This is a genomic window from Photobacterium sp. R1, from assembly GCF_054600795.1.
In genome coordinates, this window is the sequence record NZ_BAAHZP010000006.1 from 164,699 (window position 1) to 180,314 (window position 15,616).

Below are 15,616 nucleotides of genomic sequence, written 5' to 3' on the forward strand. Positions count from 1 at the left end.
TGTGTCCTCAACATCAAAGGGGAGCCGAAGCTCCCATTTGTTTTGTTAGTGTTAAATCTTGCAGCTGGTGCAGTCGTCTGCAGCGACATCGCCCTGCGCATCAGCAGCGCCATCACGGGTGTTGTGATAGTACAGGGTTTTGACACCGAGTTTATACGCTGTCAGCAGGTCCTTCAGCAAGAGTTTCATTGGCACTTTGCCGCCTGGCTGAATGCTCGGGTCATAATTGGTATTGGCAGAGATCGCCTGGTCGACGAATTTCTGCATGATACCGACCAGTTGCAGGTAGCCGTCATTGCTGCCAATGTTCCAAAGCAACTCGTAGTTGTCTTTGTATTTGTTGTACTCAGGTACCACCTGCTTCAGGATGCCGTCTTTGGATGCTTTGATGGAAACGAAACCACGTGGTGGTTCAATACCATTGGTCGCATTCGAGATCTGAGACGATGTCTCGGATGGCATCAGAGCAGACAGGGTGGAGTTGCGCAGGCCGTGAGTCATGATCTCTGAACGCAGCGCATCCCAGTCATAACGCAGTTCCTGAGCACAGATTTTATCCAGATCTTTCTTATAGGTATCAATCGGCAGGATACCTTTCGAATAGGTGGTTTCGTTGAATGCCGGGCATGCACCACGCTCTTTCGCCAGACCGACAGAAGCTTTCAGCAGGTAATACTGAATGGCTTCGAAAGCCTGATGCGTCAGGTTGTTCGCACTGCCGTCGGAGTAACGGACACCATGCTTCGCCAGATAGTAAGCGAAGTTAATCACACCCACACCCAGTGTACGGCGGTTCATGGTCGAACGACGGGCAGCCGGCAGCGGATAGTCCTGGTAATCCAGCAGTGCATCCAGTGCACGAACGGTCAGATCGGCCAGTCCTTCCAGTTCATCCAGGTTCTCAATTGCACCCAGGTTGAATGCAGACAGTGTACACAGCGCGATCTCGCCGTTTTCATCTTCAACGTTGTTCAGTGGTTTGGTCGGCAGTGCGATTTCCAGACATAAGTTAGACTGGCGAATCGGCGCGACAGCCGGGTCAAACGGGCTGTGCGTGTTACAGTGGTCCACGTTCTGGATGTAGATACGGCCCGTTGAAGCACGCTCCTGCATCAGCAGAGAGAACAGATCAATGGCTTTCACAGTCTGTTTCTTAATGCTGTCGTCCTGCTCGTATTTCACGTACAGGCGCTCGAACTCTTCCTGGTTGGCGAAGAATGCATCGTACAGTCCCGGGACGTCAGAAGGAGAGAACAAGCTGATGCTTTCGCCTTTGATCAGACGGGTGTACATCAGTTTGTTGATCTGTACGCCGTAGTCCATGTGACGGACACGGTTCTCTTCAACACCACGGTTGTTCTTCAGAACCAGCAGGGATTCAACTTCACGGTGCCAGATTGGGTAGAACAGGGTTGCCGCACCGCCACGAACACCGCCTTGTGAGCAGCATTTGACCGCGGTCTGGAAATACTTGTAGAACGGAATACAACCGGTGTGGAATGCTTCGCCGCCACGAATTTCTGAACCCAGAGCACGAATACGGCCTGCGTTGATACCGATACCGGCACGCTGAGACACGTAACGAACAATGGCGCTGGCCGTTGCGTTGATAGAATCCAGGCTGTCGTCACACTCGATCAGAACACAAGAGCTGAACTGACGGGTTGGTGTCCGCACACCAGACATGATTGGTGTCGGCAGTGAAACCTTGAACGTAGAAACGGCATCATAGAACCGCTTGATGTAGTCCAGACGCGATTCTTTCGGGTACTTACTGAACAGGCAGGCAGCGATCATGACGTAAAGGAACTGGGCACTTTCGTAGATCTCGCCGCTGACACGGTTCTGAACCAGATATTTCCCTTCCAGCTGTTTTACAGCTGCGTAAGAGAAATTCATGTCACGCCAGTGATCGATAAAATCATCCATCACTGTAAATTCTTCTGGAGTGTAGTCTTCCAGCAGGTGCTTATCGTACTTGCCTTTATCGACCATGTTTGTGACATGGTTGAACAGTGTTGGTGGCTCAAACTGACCATAGGCTTTCTTGCGCAGGTGGAAGATAGCCAGGCGTGCTGCCAGGTACTGGTAATCAGGCGACTCTTCAGAAATCAGGTCAGCCGCTGCTTTGATGATGGTTTCATGAATGTCTTCGGTTTTAATCCCATCATAGAACTGGATGTGAGACTTCAGCTCAACCTGCGACACAGAAACATTCTCCAGGCCTTCAGCAGCCCAGGTAATGACACGGTGGATCTTGTCCAGATCGATGCGTTCTTTGCGCCCATCACGCTTGGTAACAGTTAGCTGTTGATTCATTTTTAATCGTTTTCCCAGTTTTCCCTGATTAATAGTGCTTTTTTTAAGGTTTTATTAAAAAAGTAAACAAAGTTTGTGATCTTCGTTACAGTTAAAATAATAGACCAAAACACTATATGTTGGGGTGTTAAGCCATGAGGCAAACAAGATAGTGATGAGCATCCGAATTTGCAAGCTGGTATTTTTTGACCGCTTGTGGATAACGTGGGGATGTAAAATGAATAGTCAGTACATACTAACCTATTTCATCAGACTTGCCAGTATCATAGAAAAATGCAAACAAAATCGGGTAAATTTTCCGGAAGGAAAAAATTTTTTTCCCTTGATTTTTCCCGATTTCCGTCTCTATTTTCAGGGGCAGTATGATTGATTAAAAAAGGCGCGTCCGTCACGATTTTGTTGCTCCAGGAGGTGGATCAAAGACTCAGGTTCTGGCAGGATCACGTCAGCTTGCCATAGGCTGGGATCATGCTCTTCTCCAATGTAGCCCCAGCCTGCGACAGCGCCAGGCATCCCTGCAGCCCGGGCTGCAATCATGTCCTTTTCGATATCACCGACGTACAGACAGTTTTCCGGCAGAACCTTCAAAAGCTCGCATGCATGCCATAGGGGTTCCGGGTGTGGCTTCGCTTTATCAAGGGTGTCACCGCAGACAATCACTTCCGTCTGGCAAAGTTCCGGAAAAAAGGGCAGGAGGCGCTGGGTGAGAAATCCAGGCTTGTTTGTCATTATTCCCCATGGGATCTCGTTCTCATTCAGATAACGTAAAAGCAATAAAATCCCATCGTAAGCTTTTGTTTCAAGACATATTTCACTGTGGTAATAGTCAAGAAATAACTTCCGGAGATGCAAGGGATCAAGATGAGCCGGGATTGCCCCGAAACCTGCTTTGAGTAAGCCATTCGCACCATAGCTGGTGTTTGCCTGAATTTGCATTGGTGTCAGCGGCTGAATCTGGTGATCAGCCAGAACTCTGTTGGCTGCACGAGCCATATCCGGAGCCGTATCAAGCAGCGTTCCGTCCAGATCAAAAAGTACGGCATGAAGTTGAATGTCCAGCATCGGCAGGTTCCTTTGCTCCGGAATGATCAGAGAGATGACTTAAGCTTATCAGGAAACTGAATCATTTGAGCCGTTGTACAGAAAATGGAGTGAGGCGTGAAAAGTCAGGTATCAACAGCCAGACGAGTGTCTACCCGGCTGGCTGATGCTGCTGCGTTTTATTCAGGTTTGGTGGTGTGCAGGATGTAGTTTACATCGACATTGCGACCCAGCTTATAAGTGTCGGTGAGCGGGTTGTAGTGAAGACCCGTGATGTGACGGTCCTCTAATTCGGTCAGATCGACCATCGCCATGAGCTCTGACGGACGAATAAACTTTTTGTGATCGTGCGTGCCTTTTGGCACCAGTTTCATCACTTGCTCTGCACCCACAATCGCAAACAGATACGACTTGATGTTCCGGTTCAGAGTTGAAAAGAACACATGCCCGCCCGGTTTGATCAGTTTTGCGCAGGATGCGATCACTGATGCCGGATCTGGTACATGCTCCAGCATTTCCATGCAGGTGACGACGTCGTAAGTTCCTTCGTTCTGTTCTGCATGCTCTTCAACTGTTTGCTGGATGTAGTCCAGCTTGGTGCCGGTTTCCAGTGCATGCAGGCGGGCAACAGTCAGTGGTTCTTTGCCCATGTCCAGTCCGGTCACCAGAGCGCCTTCTCTGGCCATGCTTTCTGCCAGAATACCGCCGCCACAGCCGACATCGAGCACTTTCTTACCAAACAGACCACCGGCATGGTCGATCACATAGTTGAGGCGCAGCGGGTTAATCTGGTGCAGGGGCTTAAACTCACCCTCCAGATCCCACCAGCGGGATGCCATGTCTTCGAATTTACTGATTTCTGCCGGGTCGACATTTAACTGCTTGGTCATTATTGCTCGCCATTTCCTTTGATGTCAGAGCGGGCATTATAACGAAAGCCGTCTGACTTGAAATCCTTGATTATGAATCCTGAGCCCGGAACTCGCTGTGGATGAAGGGATTGATGGCTTCTTCACCGGTGTTGTTTGATGTGGGTGAAAATCAAACAATTTCGGGTGGGGAATCCGTCAGTTGTCAGGATGCAGACGGGGAAGTTTATCTTCAATTCGCAAAATTACTCACAAGAAAGGCGCCGAAAGGTGTGCCTATTAAGTGGGAAATATGCTATATTCCCGCACCTTGCACGTATAAAAATACGACAGAATCTACCTGAGGGATAGTGGCTCCATGAGCGATCTTGCAAAAGAGATCACGCCGGTAAACATTGAAGAGGAGCTGAAAGGCTCATATCTCGACTACGCGATGTCTGTCATCGTGGGTCGTGCTCTTCCTGATGTGCGTGATGGCCTGAAGCCGGTGCATCGCCGCGTACTATTCGCGATGAATGTACTGGGCAATGACTGGAACAAACCATACAAAAAATCTGCCCGTGTTGTGGGCGACGTGATCGGTAAATATCACCCTCATGGTGATAGTGCGGTATACGACACCATTGTTCGTATGGCGCAGCCTTTCTCCCTTCGTTATATGCTGGTCGACGGCCAGGGCAACTTCGGCTCCATTGACGGCGACTCCGCTGCGGCAATGCGTTATACCGAAGTGCGGATGAGCAAAATTGCTCACGAACTGCTGGCGGACCTGGATAAAGAAACTGTCGACTATGTTGACAACTACGACGGTACAGAGCGTATTCCTGCGGTTCTGCCAACTAAAGTTCCTAACCTGCTGGTCAACGGTGCGTCCGGTATTGCCGTAGGTATGGCGACCAACATTCCACCGCATAACCTGGGTGAAGTGATTGACGGCTGTCTGGCTTACATGGACAACGACCAGATCACGATTGACCAGCTGCTGGATTACATTCCGGGTCCGGATTTTCCGACTGCGGCACAGATCAGTGGTCGTAAAGGAATCATTGACGCCTATAAAACCGGCCGCGGCAAAATCTACATGCGCTCGAAGGCGGACATTGAAACTGACAAGAATGGTAAAGAGACCATTGTTGTTACCGAAATTCCGTATCAGGTCAATAAAGCGCGATTGATTGAGAAAATCGCCGAGCTGGTGAAAGAGAAGAAAGTCGAGGGCATCAGTGCACTGCGTGACGAGTCTGACAAAGACGGGATGCGCATTGTGATTGAGTGCCGTCGTGATGCAGTGGGCGAGGTTGTCCTGAATAACCTGTACGCGCAGACTCAGCTGCAGACCACTTTCGGTATCAACATGGTGGCGCTGGATAAAAATGGCCAGCCGAAGCTGTTCAACCTGAAAGAAATGCTGGAAAGCTTCGTTAACCACCGTCGTGAAGTGGTGACCCGTCGGACTATTTTCGAACTGCGTAAAGCCCGTGAGCGCGCGCATATTCTGGAAGGTCTGGCGATTGCGCTGGTGAATATCGATGAGATTATCGAGTTGGTCCGGAACGCCGCGACGCCACAGATTGCCCGTGAAGGTCTGCTGGCTCGTTCATGGGAACTGGGTAACGTTGCAGCCATGCTGGAACGTGCTGGCGTTGATGCAGCACGTCCTGAGTGGTTAGCAGAGGATTTGGGTGTTCGCGACGGTCGGTACTATCTGACTGAGCAGCAGGCTCAGGCGATTCTGGATCTGCGTCTGCACAAACTGACCGGTCTGGAACACGAGAAGATTCTGGACGAGTATAAAGGTCTGCTGACACAGATCGAAGAACTGATGCTGATCCTGAGCAGTGCCGAGCGTCTGATGGAAGTCATCCGCGAAGAACTGGAGCTGGTGAGAGAGCAGTTTAACGATGTACGTCGTACTGAAATTACTGCAGCCAGCCATGACATCGACCTGGAAGATCTGATCAGTCAGGAAGACGTTGTGGTTACTCTGTCACACCACGGTTATGTGAAATATCAGCTGCTGGCTGACTATGAAGCACAGCGTCGTGGCGGTAAAGGCCGTGCGGCAACGCGAATGAAAGATGAAGACTTCATTGAGCGTCTGCTGGTTGCCAATACGCACGATACGATTCTGTGTTTCTCAAGTCGTGGCCGGATGTACTGGCTGAAAGTATACCAGCTGCCTCAGGCCAGCCGGACAGCCCGTGGTAAGCCGATTGTGAACATTCTGCCGCTGGAAGAGAACGAGCGTATTACCGCCATTCTGCCAGTCAAAGAATATGAAGAAGACAAGTTCATCTTCATGGCAACGGCTGACGGAACCGTGAAGAAAACACCGCTGACTGATTTCAGTCGTCCTCGCAGTGCCGGTATCATTGCCGTGAACCTGCGTGACGGTGACTCACTGATTGGTGTGGACATCACTGACAGCCAGAACGACATCATGCTGTTCTCAGCAGCAGGTAAAGTTGTTCGCTTCTCTGAAGAGCAGGTACGTGGCATGGGCCGTACGGCGGCAGGTGTTCGCGGTATCAAGCTGGCAGAAGACGACAAAGTTGTTTCGCTGATTGTGCCTCACAATGAGGGTGATGTGCTGACCGTAACTGAAAATGGTTATGGTAAGCGGACCGATCTGGCAGAGTATCCGGCGAAGAGCCGTGCGACACAGGGTGTGGTCTCAATCAAAGTCTCTGAGCGAAACGGTTCTGTGGTTGGGGCTGTCCAGGTGCAGGATGGTGATGAATTTATGATGATCACCAATGCTGGCACACTGGTTCGTACCCGTGTGGCTGAAGTCAGCCGCGTGGGCCGTAATACGCAGGGTGTGACGCTGATTCGTACTGCGGAAGACGAGCAGGTTGTTGGTCTGCAACGCATTGAAGAACCGGAAGAAGATGATTTGCCTTTCAGTGAAGGTGAAATGTCTGAAGGTGAAGCATCAGATGAAGCGAATGTCGCAACTGATGAAACGCCACAGGTATCTGCGGATGATGCGGAAGAAAGCAGCGAAGATTAATTTTCGCTGACGGAACAGAAAACGCAGCCTCAGAGCTGCGTTTTTTTATAACATTTTTTTAGCAAAATACGGTCTTTCATCTTAATTCAGCCTTCAGCGGGCTTTTTTTGTCGTTTGCGCAACAAAAAAGGTTTTCAGTAAAGGGCGAAAGGTGTAAAAAATCAGGACGAAGATCGGATGATTGGTGCTGCCAACAACCTGATCATGTCATTTTTGCAAAGCAGGAGCATGTTTCTCATCATGGATAAGGTCTATAACTTTTGTGCCGGTCCGGCAATGATGCCAGCAGAGGTTTTGGAAAAAGCCCAACAGGAATTGGTGAACTGGAATGGTCTGGGAACTTCCGTCATGGAAATCAGCCATCGCAGTAAAGACTTTATCGCAGTTGCTAAGCAATCCGAGCGCGACTTGCGGGATTTGCTGAACATTCCTGATAACTACCATGTGCTTTTCTGCCATGGCGGTGCAAGAGCGCAGTTTGCGGCAGTTCCAATGAACCTGCTGGGAGATGCTGAGCGCGCAGATTATATCGACGGCGGTTACTGGGCGCACAGTGCGATTGAAGAAGCGAAAAAGTACTGTCAGCCAAACATCGTTTCGATTGCTTGTGAACGTGACGGGAAGACAGCTGTCCTTCCAGCCGGTGAGTGGCCATTGTCAGACGATGCTGCTTACGTTCATTTCTGCCCGAATGAAACAATCGATGGTATTGAGATCCGTGACCTGCCTCAGACGGACAAGCCAATCGTGGCAGATATGTCTTCTACCATTCTCTCGCGCAAGATTGATGTGTCTCAGTACGGTGTGATTTACGCCGGTGCGCAGAAAAATATCGGCCCTGCCGGTCTGACGATTGTGATCGTACGTGATGACTTGCTGGGTAAAGCAAAACAGATTTTGCCAAGTATCCTGGACTATAAAGTTCTGGCGGAAAAAGACTCGATGTTTAATACACCACCGACCTTTGCCTGGTATCTGGCTGGCGAAGTATTCAAATGGCTGAAGGGCATTGGTGGCGTGGAAGCGATGCAGGCCCGGAATGAAGCCAAAGCCAAGGTGCTGTACGACTTTATCGACCAGTCTGATTTCTATCGGAACGAAGTGCACCCGGATAACCGTTCTTTGATGAATGTGCCGTTTCAGTTGAAGAACCCTGAGCTGGATAAAGTATTTTTGCAGCAGGCGGATGCGGCAGGTCTGAAGGCGCTGGCGGGTCACCGTGTGGTCGGGGGGATGCGAGCATCCATTTATAACGCGATGCCAATTCAAGGTGTCCAGGCTCTGGTTGATTTTATGGCTGAATTTGAGCGTGAAAATGCCTGATTGTGTCCAGGTCTGAATTTCTCTAAGCCGCCTTTTTGGGCGGCTTTTGTTTTTTTTAGCAATAAAAGACTGTTTTTGGGAGAAGTTGTAGCGGGATATCATCGCTTTATTCACCTGAAGAATGTGACATCGGGATGTCCTGTCAGGCCAGCTGAATTGAGAAGTCTGCGCCTGAAGAGACAGTGGAATACTTGCTGCCAGTGCTGTGCAAGAGCATGATGCATTGGGTGTCAGCGCAGGCTGGATGTGGAGACGATGTGTTTTACTCTGGCATCACCCAGAAATATTCGCTACTCTGCAAAAACGCAAATACAACAGGACAGATAAAACACCCAATGGAGAGTTTAACCTTACAGCCAATTCAGCGTATTGATGGAGAAGTGAACCTGCCTGGTTCCAAAAGTGTGTCGAACCGTGCATTGCTGCTGGCTGCGCTGGCGAAAGGCACAACTCGCCTCACGAATCTGCTCGACAGTGATGATATTCGTCACATGCTCAATGCGCTCACAAAACTGGGCGTGACTTATCAGCTTTCAGAAGACAAGACCGTATGTGAAGTGCAGGGATTAGGCCAGGCTTTCCATACTCCAGAATCGCTTGAGTTGTTTTTAGGCAACGCAGGCACTGCGATGCGCCCCCTCGCTGCTGCATTGTGCCTGGGTGCGGGTGAGTACGTACTGACTGGCGAACCGCGAATGAAAGAGCGTCCGATCGGGCATCTGGTCGAAGCACTTCAGAGTGCGGGTGCGGAAGTGACTTATCTTGAAAATGAAGGTTTCCCGCCGCTGCGCATCCAGGGAACCGGCCTCAAAGGCGGTGAAGTTGAGATTGACGGGTCGATTTCCAGTCAGTTTCTGACGGCTTTCCTGATGAGCGCACCTTTGGCATCTGGCGACACTGTGATTCAAATTAAAGGTGAGCTGGTTTCCAAACCCTACATCGATATTACGCTGCACATCATGGCGCAGTTTGGCGTTTCAGTTGAAAACGATAACTATCAACGCTTTATCGTGAAAGGTGGTCAGCAATACCAGTCACCGGGCGATTTCCTGGTGGAAGGAGATGCATCCTCAGCATCTTACTTCCTGGCTGCTGCAGCGATTAAAGGCGGTGAAGTCAAAGTGACGGGAATTGGGAAATCCAGTATTCAGGGAGATACCCAGTTTGCTGAAGCTCTGGCTGCAATGGGAGCTGAGATCGAATGGGGTGAAGATTACGTCATTGCCCGCCGCGGCAGTTTGCATGGCGTAGACATGGACTTTAACCATATCCCGGATGCAGCTATGACGATTGCAACCACCGCGCTGTTTGCTGAAGGAACAACGGCGATTCGCAACGTCTATAACTGGCGCGTGAAGGAAACGGATCGTCTGTCCGCGATGGCGACAGAACTGCGTAAAGTTGGTGCGACCGTCGAAGAAGGCGAGGATTACATCATCATTACCCCGCCGGCACAGCTCCGGCATGCTGCCATCGATACTTATGATGATCACCGTATGGCGATGTGTTTCTCGCTGGTGGCATTGAGTCAGGATACACCTGTCACAATCAATGATCCGAAGTGTACATCCAAAACCTTCCCGGATTATTTCGAGAAACTGGCCTCACTCAGCCACGAATAATTGATAATTGATGCGCTGACGATTCACCCGGCCTGAATGCCGGGTGAATTTTTTCCGCGACTTGAAGTGCCTCTGAGTCAAAATTACCGTATAATACGGCCCGCGTTAAAACAGCAACTTTGCTGAAGGTTAAACAAATTCGGAGAATTCTATGTCTACAAACGCGCCAGTGATCACTGTTGATGGGCCAAGTGGAGCCGGTAAAGGAACACTTTGCATGCTGTTAGCAGAAAAGCTGGGCTGGAATTTACTGGACTCCGGTGCTATCTACCGTGTACTGGCACTGGCAGCAATTCATCATGGCGTAGAACTGGACTCTGAAGACGTTTTAGTTCCCCTGGCTGCTCATCTTGATGTGCAGTTTCTTGCTGAGGGTGAACTGGTCAGGGTGATTCTGGAAGGTGAGGATGTCTCATCAACCTTGCGTACCGAAGAAGTCGGAAATGCGGCATCAAAAGTCGCGGCTTTACCCCGTGTCCGTGAAGCATTGCTTCGTCGTCAGCGTGCATTCAGTGGCGAACCGGGTCTGGTCGCAGACGGCCGGGACATGGGGACCGTTGTTTTTCCGGGTGCCGAAGTGAAAATTTTCCTGGATGCGAGCGCTGAGGAACGCGCCAAGCGTCGCATGAACCAGTTGCAACAAAAAGGCTTAAGTGTTAACTTTGATAGTCTTTTAAGCGAAATTCAGGAACGTGATGATCGCGACCGCAACCGAGCGGTAGCACCATTGCGTCCCGCAGCAGATGCTTTAGTGCTAGACTCTACGCATCTGTCGATTGAGCAGGTGACCCAACAGGCGCTGGCTCACATTGAAGAAAAATTGTCGGCTGAGAAATCAGCCTGATGGTATGTCGGTGTCAAGGAGTGATAACTGACTTTGTTTTCAACCCCATGCGGTAGGATACCCATGGTTGTTCATATACTGAAGATTATTTAAATGACTGAATCTTTTGCTCAACTCTTTGAAGAGTCTCTAAAAGAAATCGAAACACGCCCTGGCGCGATCGTTAAAGGTACTGTAGTTGCCATTGAGAACGGTTTCGTTCTGGTTGACGCTGGCCTGAAATCTGAGTCAGCTATTCCTGCTGAGCAGTTCAAAAATGCTGCTGGTGAGCTGGAAATCGAAGTTGGCGTTGAAGTTGACGTAGCTCTGGACGCGATTGAAGACGGTTTCGGTGAAACTCAACTTTCTCGTGAGAAAGCGAAGCGTCACGAAGCTTGGATCCAGCTTGAGAAAGCTTACGAAGATGCTGAAACCGTTATTGGTATCATCAACGGTAAAGTTAAAGGTGGCTTCACTGTTGAGCTGAACGGCATTCGTGCGTTCCTGCCTGGTTCTCTGGTTGACGTTCGTCCAGTACGTGACACTGCTCACCTGGAAGGCAAAGAGCTAGAGTTCAAAGTTATCAAGCTGGACCAGAAGCGCAACAACGTTGTTGTTTCTCGTCGTGCTGTTATCGAGTCTGAAAACAGCGTTGAGCGTGATGAGCTGCTGGCTTCTCTGCAAGAAGGCATGGAAGTTAAAGGTATCGTTAAGAACCTGACCGACTACGGTGCATTCGTAGATCTGGGCGGTGTTGACGGCCTGCTGCACATCACTGACATGGCTTGGAAACGCGTTAAGCATCCTTCAGAAATCGTTAATGTTGGTGACGAAATCAACGTTAAAGTTCTGAAGTTCGACCGTGAGCGTACTCGCGTATCTCTGGGTCTGAAGCAACTGGGTGAAGATCCATGGGTTGCTATCGCTAAGCGTTACCCAGAAGGCACTAAGCTGTCTGGTCGCGTAACTAACCTGACTGACTACGGCTGCTTCGTTGAAATCGAAGAAGGCGTTGAAGGTCTGGTACACGTGTCTGAAATGGACTGGACCAACAAGAACATCCACCCATCTAAAGTGGTTAACGTGGGTGACGAAGTTGAAGTTATGGTTCTGGACATCGACGAAGAGCGTCGTCGCATTAGCCTGGGTCTGAAGCAATGTAAATCTAACCCATGGCAGCAGTTCGCTGAAGCGCAAGCTAAAGGCGACCGCGTAACTGGTAAGATCAAGTCTATCACTGACTTCGGTATCTTCATCGGTCTGGACGGCGGCATCGACGGTCTGGTTCACCTGTCTGACATTTCTTGGAATGTTGCAGGCGAAGACGCAGTTCGTGACTTCAAAAAAGGCGACGAGATCTCTGCAGTTGTTCTGGCTGTTGACGCTGAGCGTGAGCGTATTTCTCTGGGCATCAAGCAAATCGAAGAAGACCCGTTCAACGGCTTCGTTGCGATGAACAAGAAAGGCACTCTGGTTAACGGTAAAGTAATTGCTGTTGACACGAAAGGCGCAACTATTGAGCTGGCTGAAGGCGTAGAAGGTTACCTGCGTGCATCTGAAGCTTCTCGTGACCGCGTAGAAGACGCGACTCTGATCCTGTCTGAAGGCGATATGGTTGAAGCGAAGTTCACCGGTGTTGACCGTAAGAACCGCGTAATCAACCTGTCTGTACGTGCGAAAGACGAAGACGAAGAGCAAGAAGCAATGGCTAGCCTGAACCAGCAAGATGATGCTGCGTTCGGTAACGCTATGGCTGACGCGTTCAAAGCTGCTAAAGGCGAATAATTTGCCCCAAGGGGGAAGTATTTTCCCCCTTAACGGTTATACTATTGAGAAACATACTAAAAAACGGGGTGATTATGACGAAGTCTGAATTGATCGAAAGGCTCTGCAGCCAACAAACACATCTTTCTGCGAAACAAGTAGAAGATGCGATCAAGGAAATCCTTGAGCATATGGCCACAACCCTTGCTGAAGGGGACCGTATTGAAATCCGTGGCTTTGGTAGTTTCTCTTTGCATTATCGCGCACCGCGTGTTGGCCGTAATCCAAAAACTGGGGATAAGGTCGAGCTGGACGGCAAGTACGTTCCTCACTTTAAACCAGGTAAAGAGTTGCGTGATCGCGTGAATACGCCGAATGCAGGATAATCGTATTTAGCACAAGAAAACGGCATGCTGTAAGTATGCCGTTTTTTTATGTCTGTTGATCATGGTCTGATGAGTCGTTTTACTGCATAATCTAGCCATCAAGTTTTTGATCTAGTGAGAGGATTCACGATGAAAATAGTAGGCATTATTATTCTGATAGCGTGCTTTTTGATTACGCTGGCATTAGGTGCACAGAATCAGGTGATGGTTGACTTCGATTTTCTGATTGCCAAGGGACAGTTTCAGTTATCTACGCTTTTAGGTGTCACCTTTGGAATCGGCTTTGCGATTGGCTGGCTGGTTTGTGGTTCAATGTATCTGAAAGCCCGCTTTACAAAAAACCGCTTAACGAAAAAAGTCGCCAAGCAAGAAAAAGAACTAGAACAGCTGCGTTCTGCAGAGACCGCCAAGGAATAATTATTTCATGCTAGAGCTGTTGTTTCTGTTATTGCCGATTGCCGCAGCATATGGCTGGTATATGGGTAACAGAAGCGCGAGTAATAAGCGGCAGGAAAAGTCACATCATATGTCACGTCAGTATGTGACCGGTTTGAACCTGCTGCTGTCTGATCAATCTGATAAAGCTGTCGACCTGTTCATTGAACTTTTACAGGTTGACAGTGAAACGATAGATACACATCTTGCCCTGGGGAACCTGTTCCGAAGCCGGGGCGAGGTTGATCGTGCGATACGCATCCACCAGAATCTGATTGCCCGCCCCAACCTGACTATTGACCAGAGAAACCTTGCTTTGCAGCAGTTGGCCAAAGACTATATGGCCGCCGGCTTTTTTGACCGGGCAGAAAAAATTTTTGAGCAGTTGCTGGATGAGCCCGATCATCGGGAAGGTGCTTTGCAGCAACTGTTAACGATTTACCAGCAAACCCGTGAGTGGGATCGTGCTATTGAGATGGCGACCCAGTTGGTGAAAATGGGCAAACATAAGCTCCGTCATGATATCGCTCACTTCTGGTGTGAACAGGCGATGCTGGAGCTGAGTACTCAGAATCCGGATAAAGCAAAGCAATTACTCAAGAAAGCCTTATCAGCTGACAAAAACTGTGTTCGCGCATCGATTAGCATGGCGCGAATTCTGATGGCAGAAAAAAATTATAAATCGGCTGCCCAGCAACTGGAGCGGGTGACCGAGCAAGATGTAGATTACATCAGTGAAACCCTGCCTATGCTGCTTGAGTGCTATGAAGCAACTCAAAATGAAAGCGGCTGGATTCAGTATCTGCGCCACTGTGTTGACAATAATGCTGGTGCGACCGCAGAACTGATGCTGGCAGATGAAATTGCCCGTCATGAAGGCGCCGTGATGGCTCAGACTTTTATGACGCGCCAGCTCGTCAAGAATCCAACCATGAAAGGTTTCTATCAGCTGATGGATTACCATTTGGATGAAGCTGAAGAAGGCCGGGCAAAAGACAGTTTATCGACATTGCGCGGCCTGGTGGGCGAGCAGTTAAAAATGAAGCCTCATTATCGCTGCGGGAAATGTGGGTTTGAAAGCCATTCGCTGTACTGGCAGTGTCCGTCCTGTAAAGGGTGGGGGGCCGTCAAGCCCATCCGCGGTCTGGACGGGGAATAAGCGAAATGCAAACGTATTTTTGAAAGGGCTGATCACCTGTGGTGATGGCCCTTTCTTTTGAAAGAAGCAAGACAGAACCAAAGTCTAGGAGAGAGCATGTTAGACCCAAAAGTAATTGTGGCGCTGGATTATCCGACTCAGGATGAAGCACTGGCCTTTGTTGATCGAATCGAGCCGGGCAGCTGCCGTCTGAAAGTCGGCAAAGAAATGTTCACGCTGTTTGGTCCTGACTTTGTACGCAAATTACATGATAAAGGTCATTCCGTGTTCCTGGACCTGAAATTTCATGATATTCCGAATACTTGTTCGCGAGCAGTCAAGGCTGCAGCAGATCTGGGCGTGTGGATGGTGAATGTCCATGCCAGCGGCGGTGAACGGATGATGACGGCGTCCCGTGAAATCCTGGAACCCTACGGAAAAGATCGTCCGCTGCTGATTGCGGTGACGGTCCTGACCAGTATGGAAGCGCAGGATCTGGCGGGTGTCGGGATTACCCGCACGCCTCAGGAGCATGTGCTCAGCCTCGCGACCCTGACGAAAAATAGCGGTCTGGACGGTGTGGTATGTTCTGCGCAGGAAGCGACGATGCTTAAGTCTCATCTGGGCACTGAGTTTAAACTGATTACACCAGGGATCCGGCCTGCAGGCAGCGCTGCCGGAGACCAGCGTCGTGTGATGACACCGGTTGACGCGGTGAAAGCCGGTTCTGACTATCTGGTGATTGGCCGGCCAATTACGCAGGCGGCTGATCCGGCTGCGGTCCTTGCTGAGATTAACCGCTCCCTTCAGGGCTGATTTTCCTGACGCCTTCCACCCCCGCCCTGTGCGGGGGTTCTTTTCTCTGGCCGTTCACTCAGATTTT

At 49.9% G+C, this 15,616-nt stretch carries 12 protein-coding genes; 9 read left to right on the forward strand and 3 right to left on the reverse strand.

The window, feature by feature from the left end:
• Positions 1-51: 51 nt before the first annotated feature.
• From nrdA to ubiG, 3 genes are all read right to left on the reverse strand, one after another.
• Positions 52-2,319: a class 1a ribonucleoside-diphosphate reductase subunit alpha gene (gene nrdA, locus ACYP03_RS12045; protein ID WP_459780048.1), complete on the reverse strand. Its 2,268-nt coding sequence runs from the start codon at positions 2,317-2,319 to the stop codon at positions 52-54.
• A gap of 351 nt (positions 2,320-2,670) precedes the next feature.
• Positions 2,671-3,381 (reverse strand): HAD family hydrolase, encoded by a 711-nt coding sequence (locus tag ACYP03_RS12050; protein WP_459780049.1) that lies wholly within the window; start codon positions 3,379-3,381, stop codon positions 2,671-2,673.
• 158 nt (positions 3,382-3,539) lie between these two features.
• Entirely contained in the window at positions 3,540-4,250 is a 711-nt protein-coding gene (gene ubiG / locus ACYP03_RS12055; RefSeq protein WP_248140736.1) for a bifunctional 2-polyprenyl-6-hydroxyphenol methylase/3-demethylubiquinol 3-O-methyltransferase UbiG, read from the reverse strand.
• Between the two features lie 337 nt (positions 4,251-4,587).
• On the opposite strand from ubiG, the gene gyrA reads away from it, so the two are divergent.
• From gyrA to pyrF, 9 genes are all read left to right on the forward strand, one after another.
• Positions 4,588-7,242: a DNA topoisomerase (ATP-hydrolyzing) subunit A gene (gene gyrA / locus ACYP03_RS12060; protein ID WP_459780050.1), complete on the forward strand. Its 2,655-nt coding sequence runs from the start codon at positions 4,588-4,590 to the stop codon at positions 7,240-7,242.
• 240 nt (positions 7,243-7,482) lie between these two features.
• On the forward strand, positions 7,483-8,565 hold the full coding sequence (gene serC, locus ACYP03_RS12065) for a 3-phosphoserine/phosphohydroxythreonine transaminase (protein ID WP_459780052.1): 1,083 nt from the start codon (positions 7,483-7,485) through the stop codon (positions 8,563-8,565).
• 335 nt (positions 8,566-8,900) lie between these two features.
• Complete coding sequence (aroA, locus tag ACYP03_RS12070) at positions 8,901-10,187, forward strand: 3-phosphoshikimate 1-carboxyvinyltransferase (RefSeq protein WP_330959212.1); 1,287 nt, start codon at positions 8,901-8,903, stop codon at positions 10,185-10,187.
• 151 nt (positions 10,188-10,338) lie between these two features.
• Positions 10,339-11,031 (forward strand): (d)CMP kinase, encoded by a 693-nt coding sequence (cmk, locus tag ACYP03_RS12075; RefSeq protein ID WP_330959213.1) that lies wholly within the window; start codon positions 10,339-10,341, stop codon positions 11,029-11,031.
• Between the two features lie 93 nt (positions 11,032-11,124).
• A complete protein-coding gene (gene rpsA / locus ACYP03_RS12080) occupies positions 11,125-12,795 on the forward strand; it encodes a 30S ribosomal protein S1 (protein WP_459780054.1) in 1,671 nt (556 codons plus the stop codon).
• Between the two features lie 74 nt (positions 12,796-12,869).
• Positions 12,870-13,160 carry an integration host factor subunit beta gene (gene ihfB / locus ACYP03_RS12085; protein ID WP_248140723.1) on the forward strand — a complete coding sequence of 97 codons (291 nt, stop codon included), beginning with the start codon at positions 12,870-12,872 and terminating at the stop codon, positions 13,158-13,160.
• 129 nt (positions 13,161-13,289) lie between these two features.
• Positions 13,290-13,577, forward strand: coding sequence for a LapA family protein (locus ACYP03_RS12090; RefSeq protein ID WP_459780056.1), 288 nt, complete (start codon positions 13,290-13,292; stop codon positions 13,575-13,577).
• Between the two features lie 7 nt (positions 13,578-13,584).
• Entirely contained in the window at positions 13,585-14,754 is a 1,170-nt protein-coding gene (lapB, locus tag ACYP03_RS12095; protein ID WP_248140719.1) for a lipopolysaccharide assembly protein LapB, read from the forward strand.
• A 96-nt stretch (positions 14,755-14,850) separates the two neighbouring features.
• On the forward strand, positions 14,851-15,549 hold the full coding sequence (gene pyrF, locus ACYP03_RS12100) for an orotidine-5'-phosphate decarboxylase (protein WP_459780060.1): 699 nt from the start codon (positions 14,851-14,853) through the stop codon (positions 15,547-15,549).
• Positions 15,550-15,616: the final 67 nt, after the last annotated feature.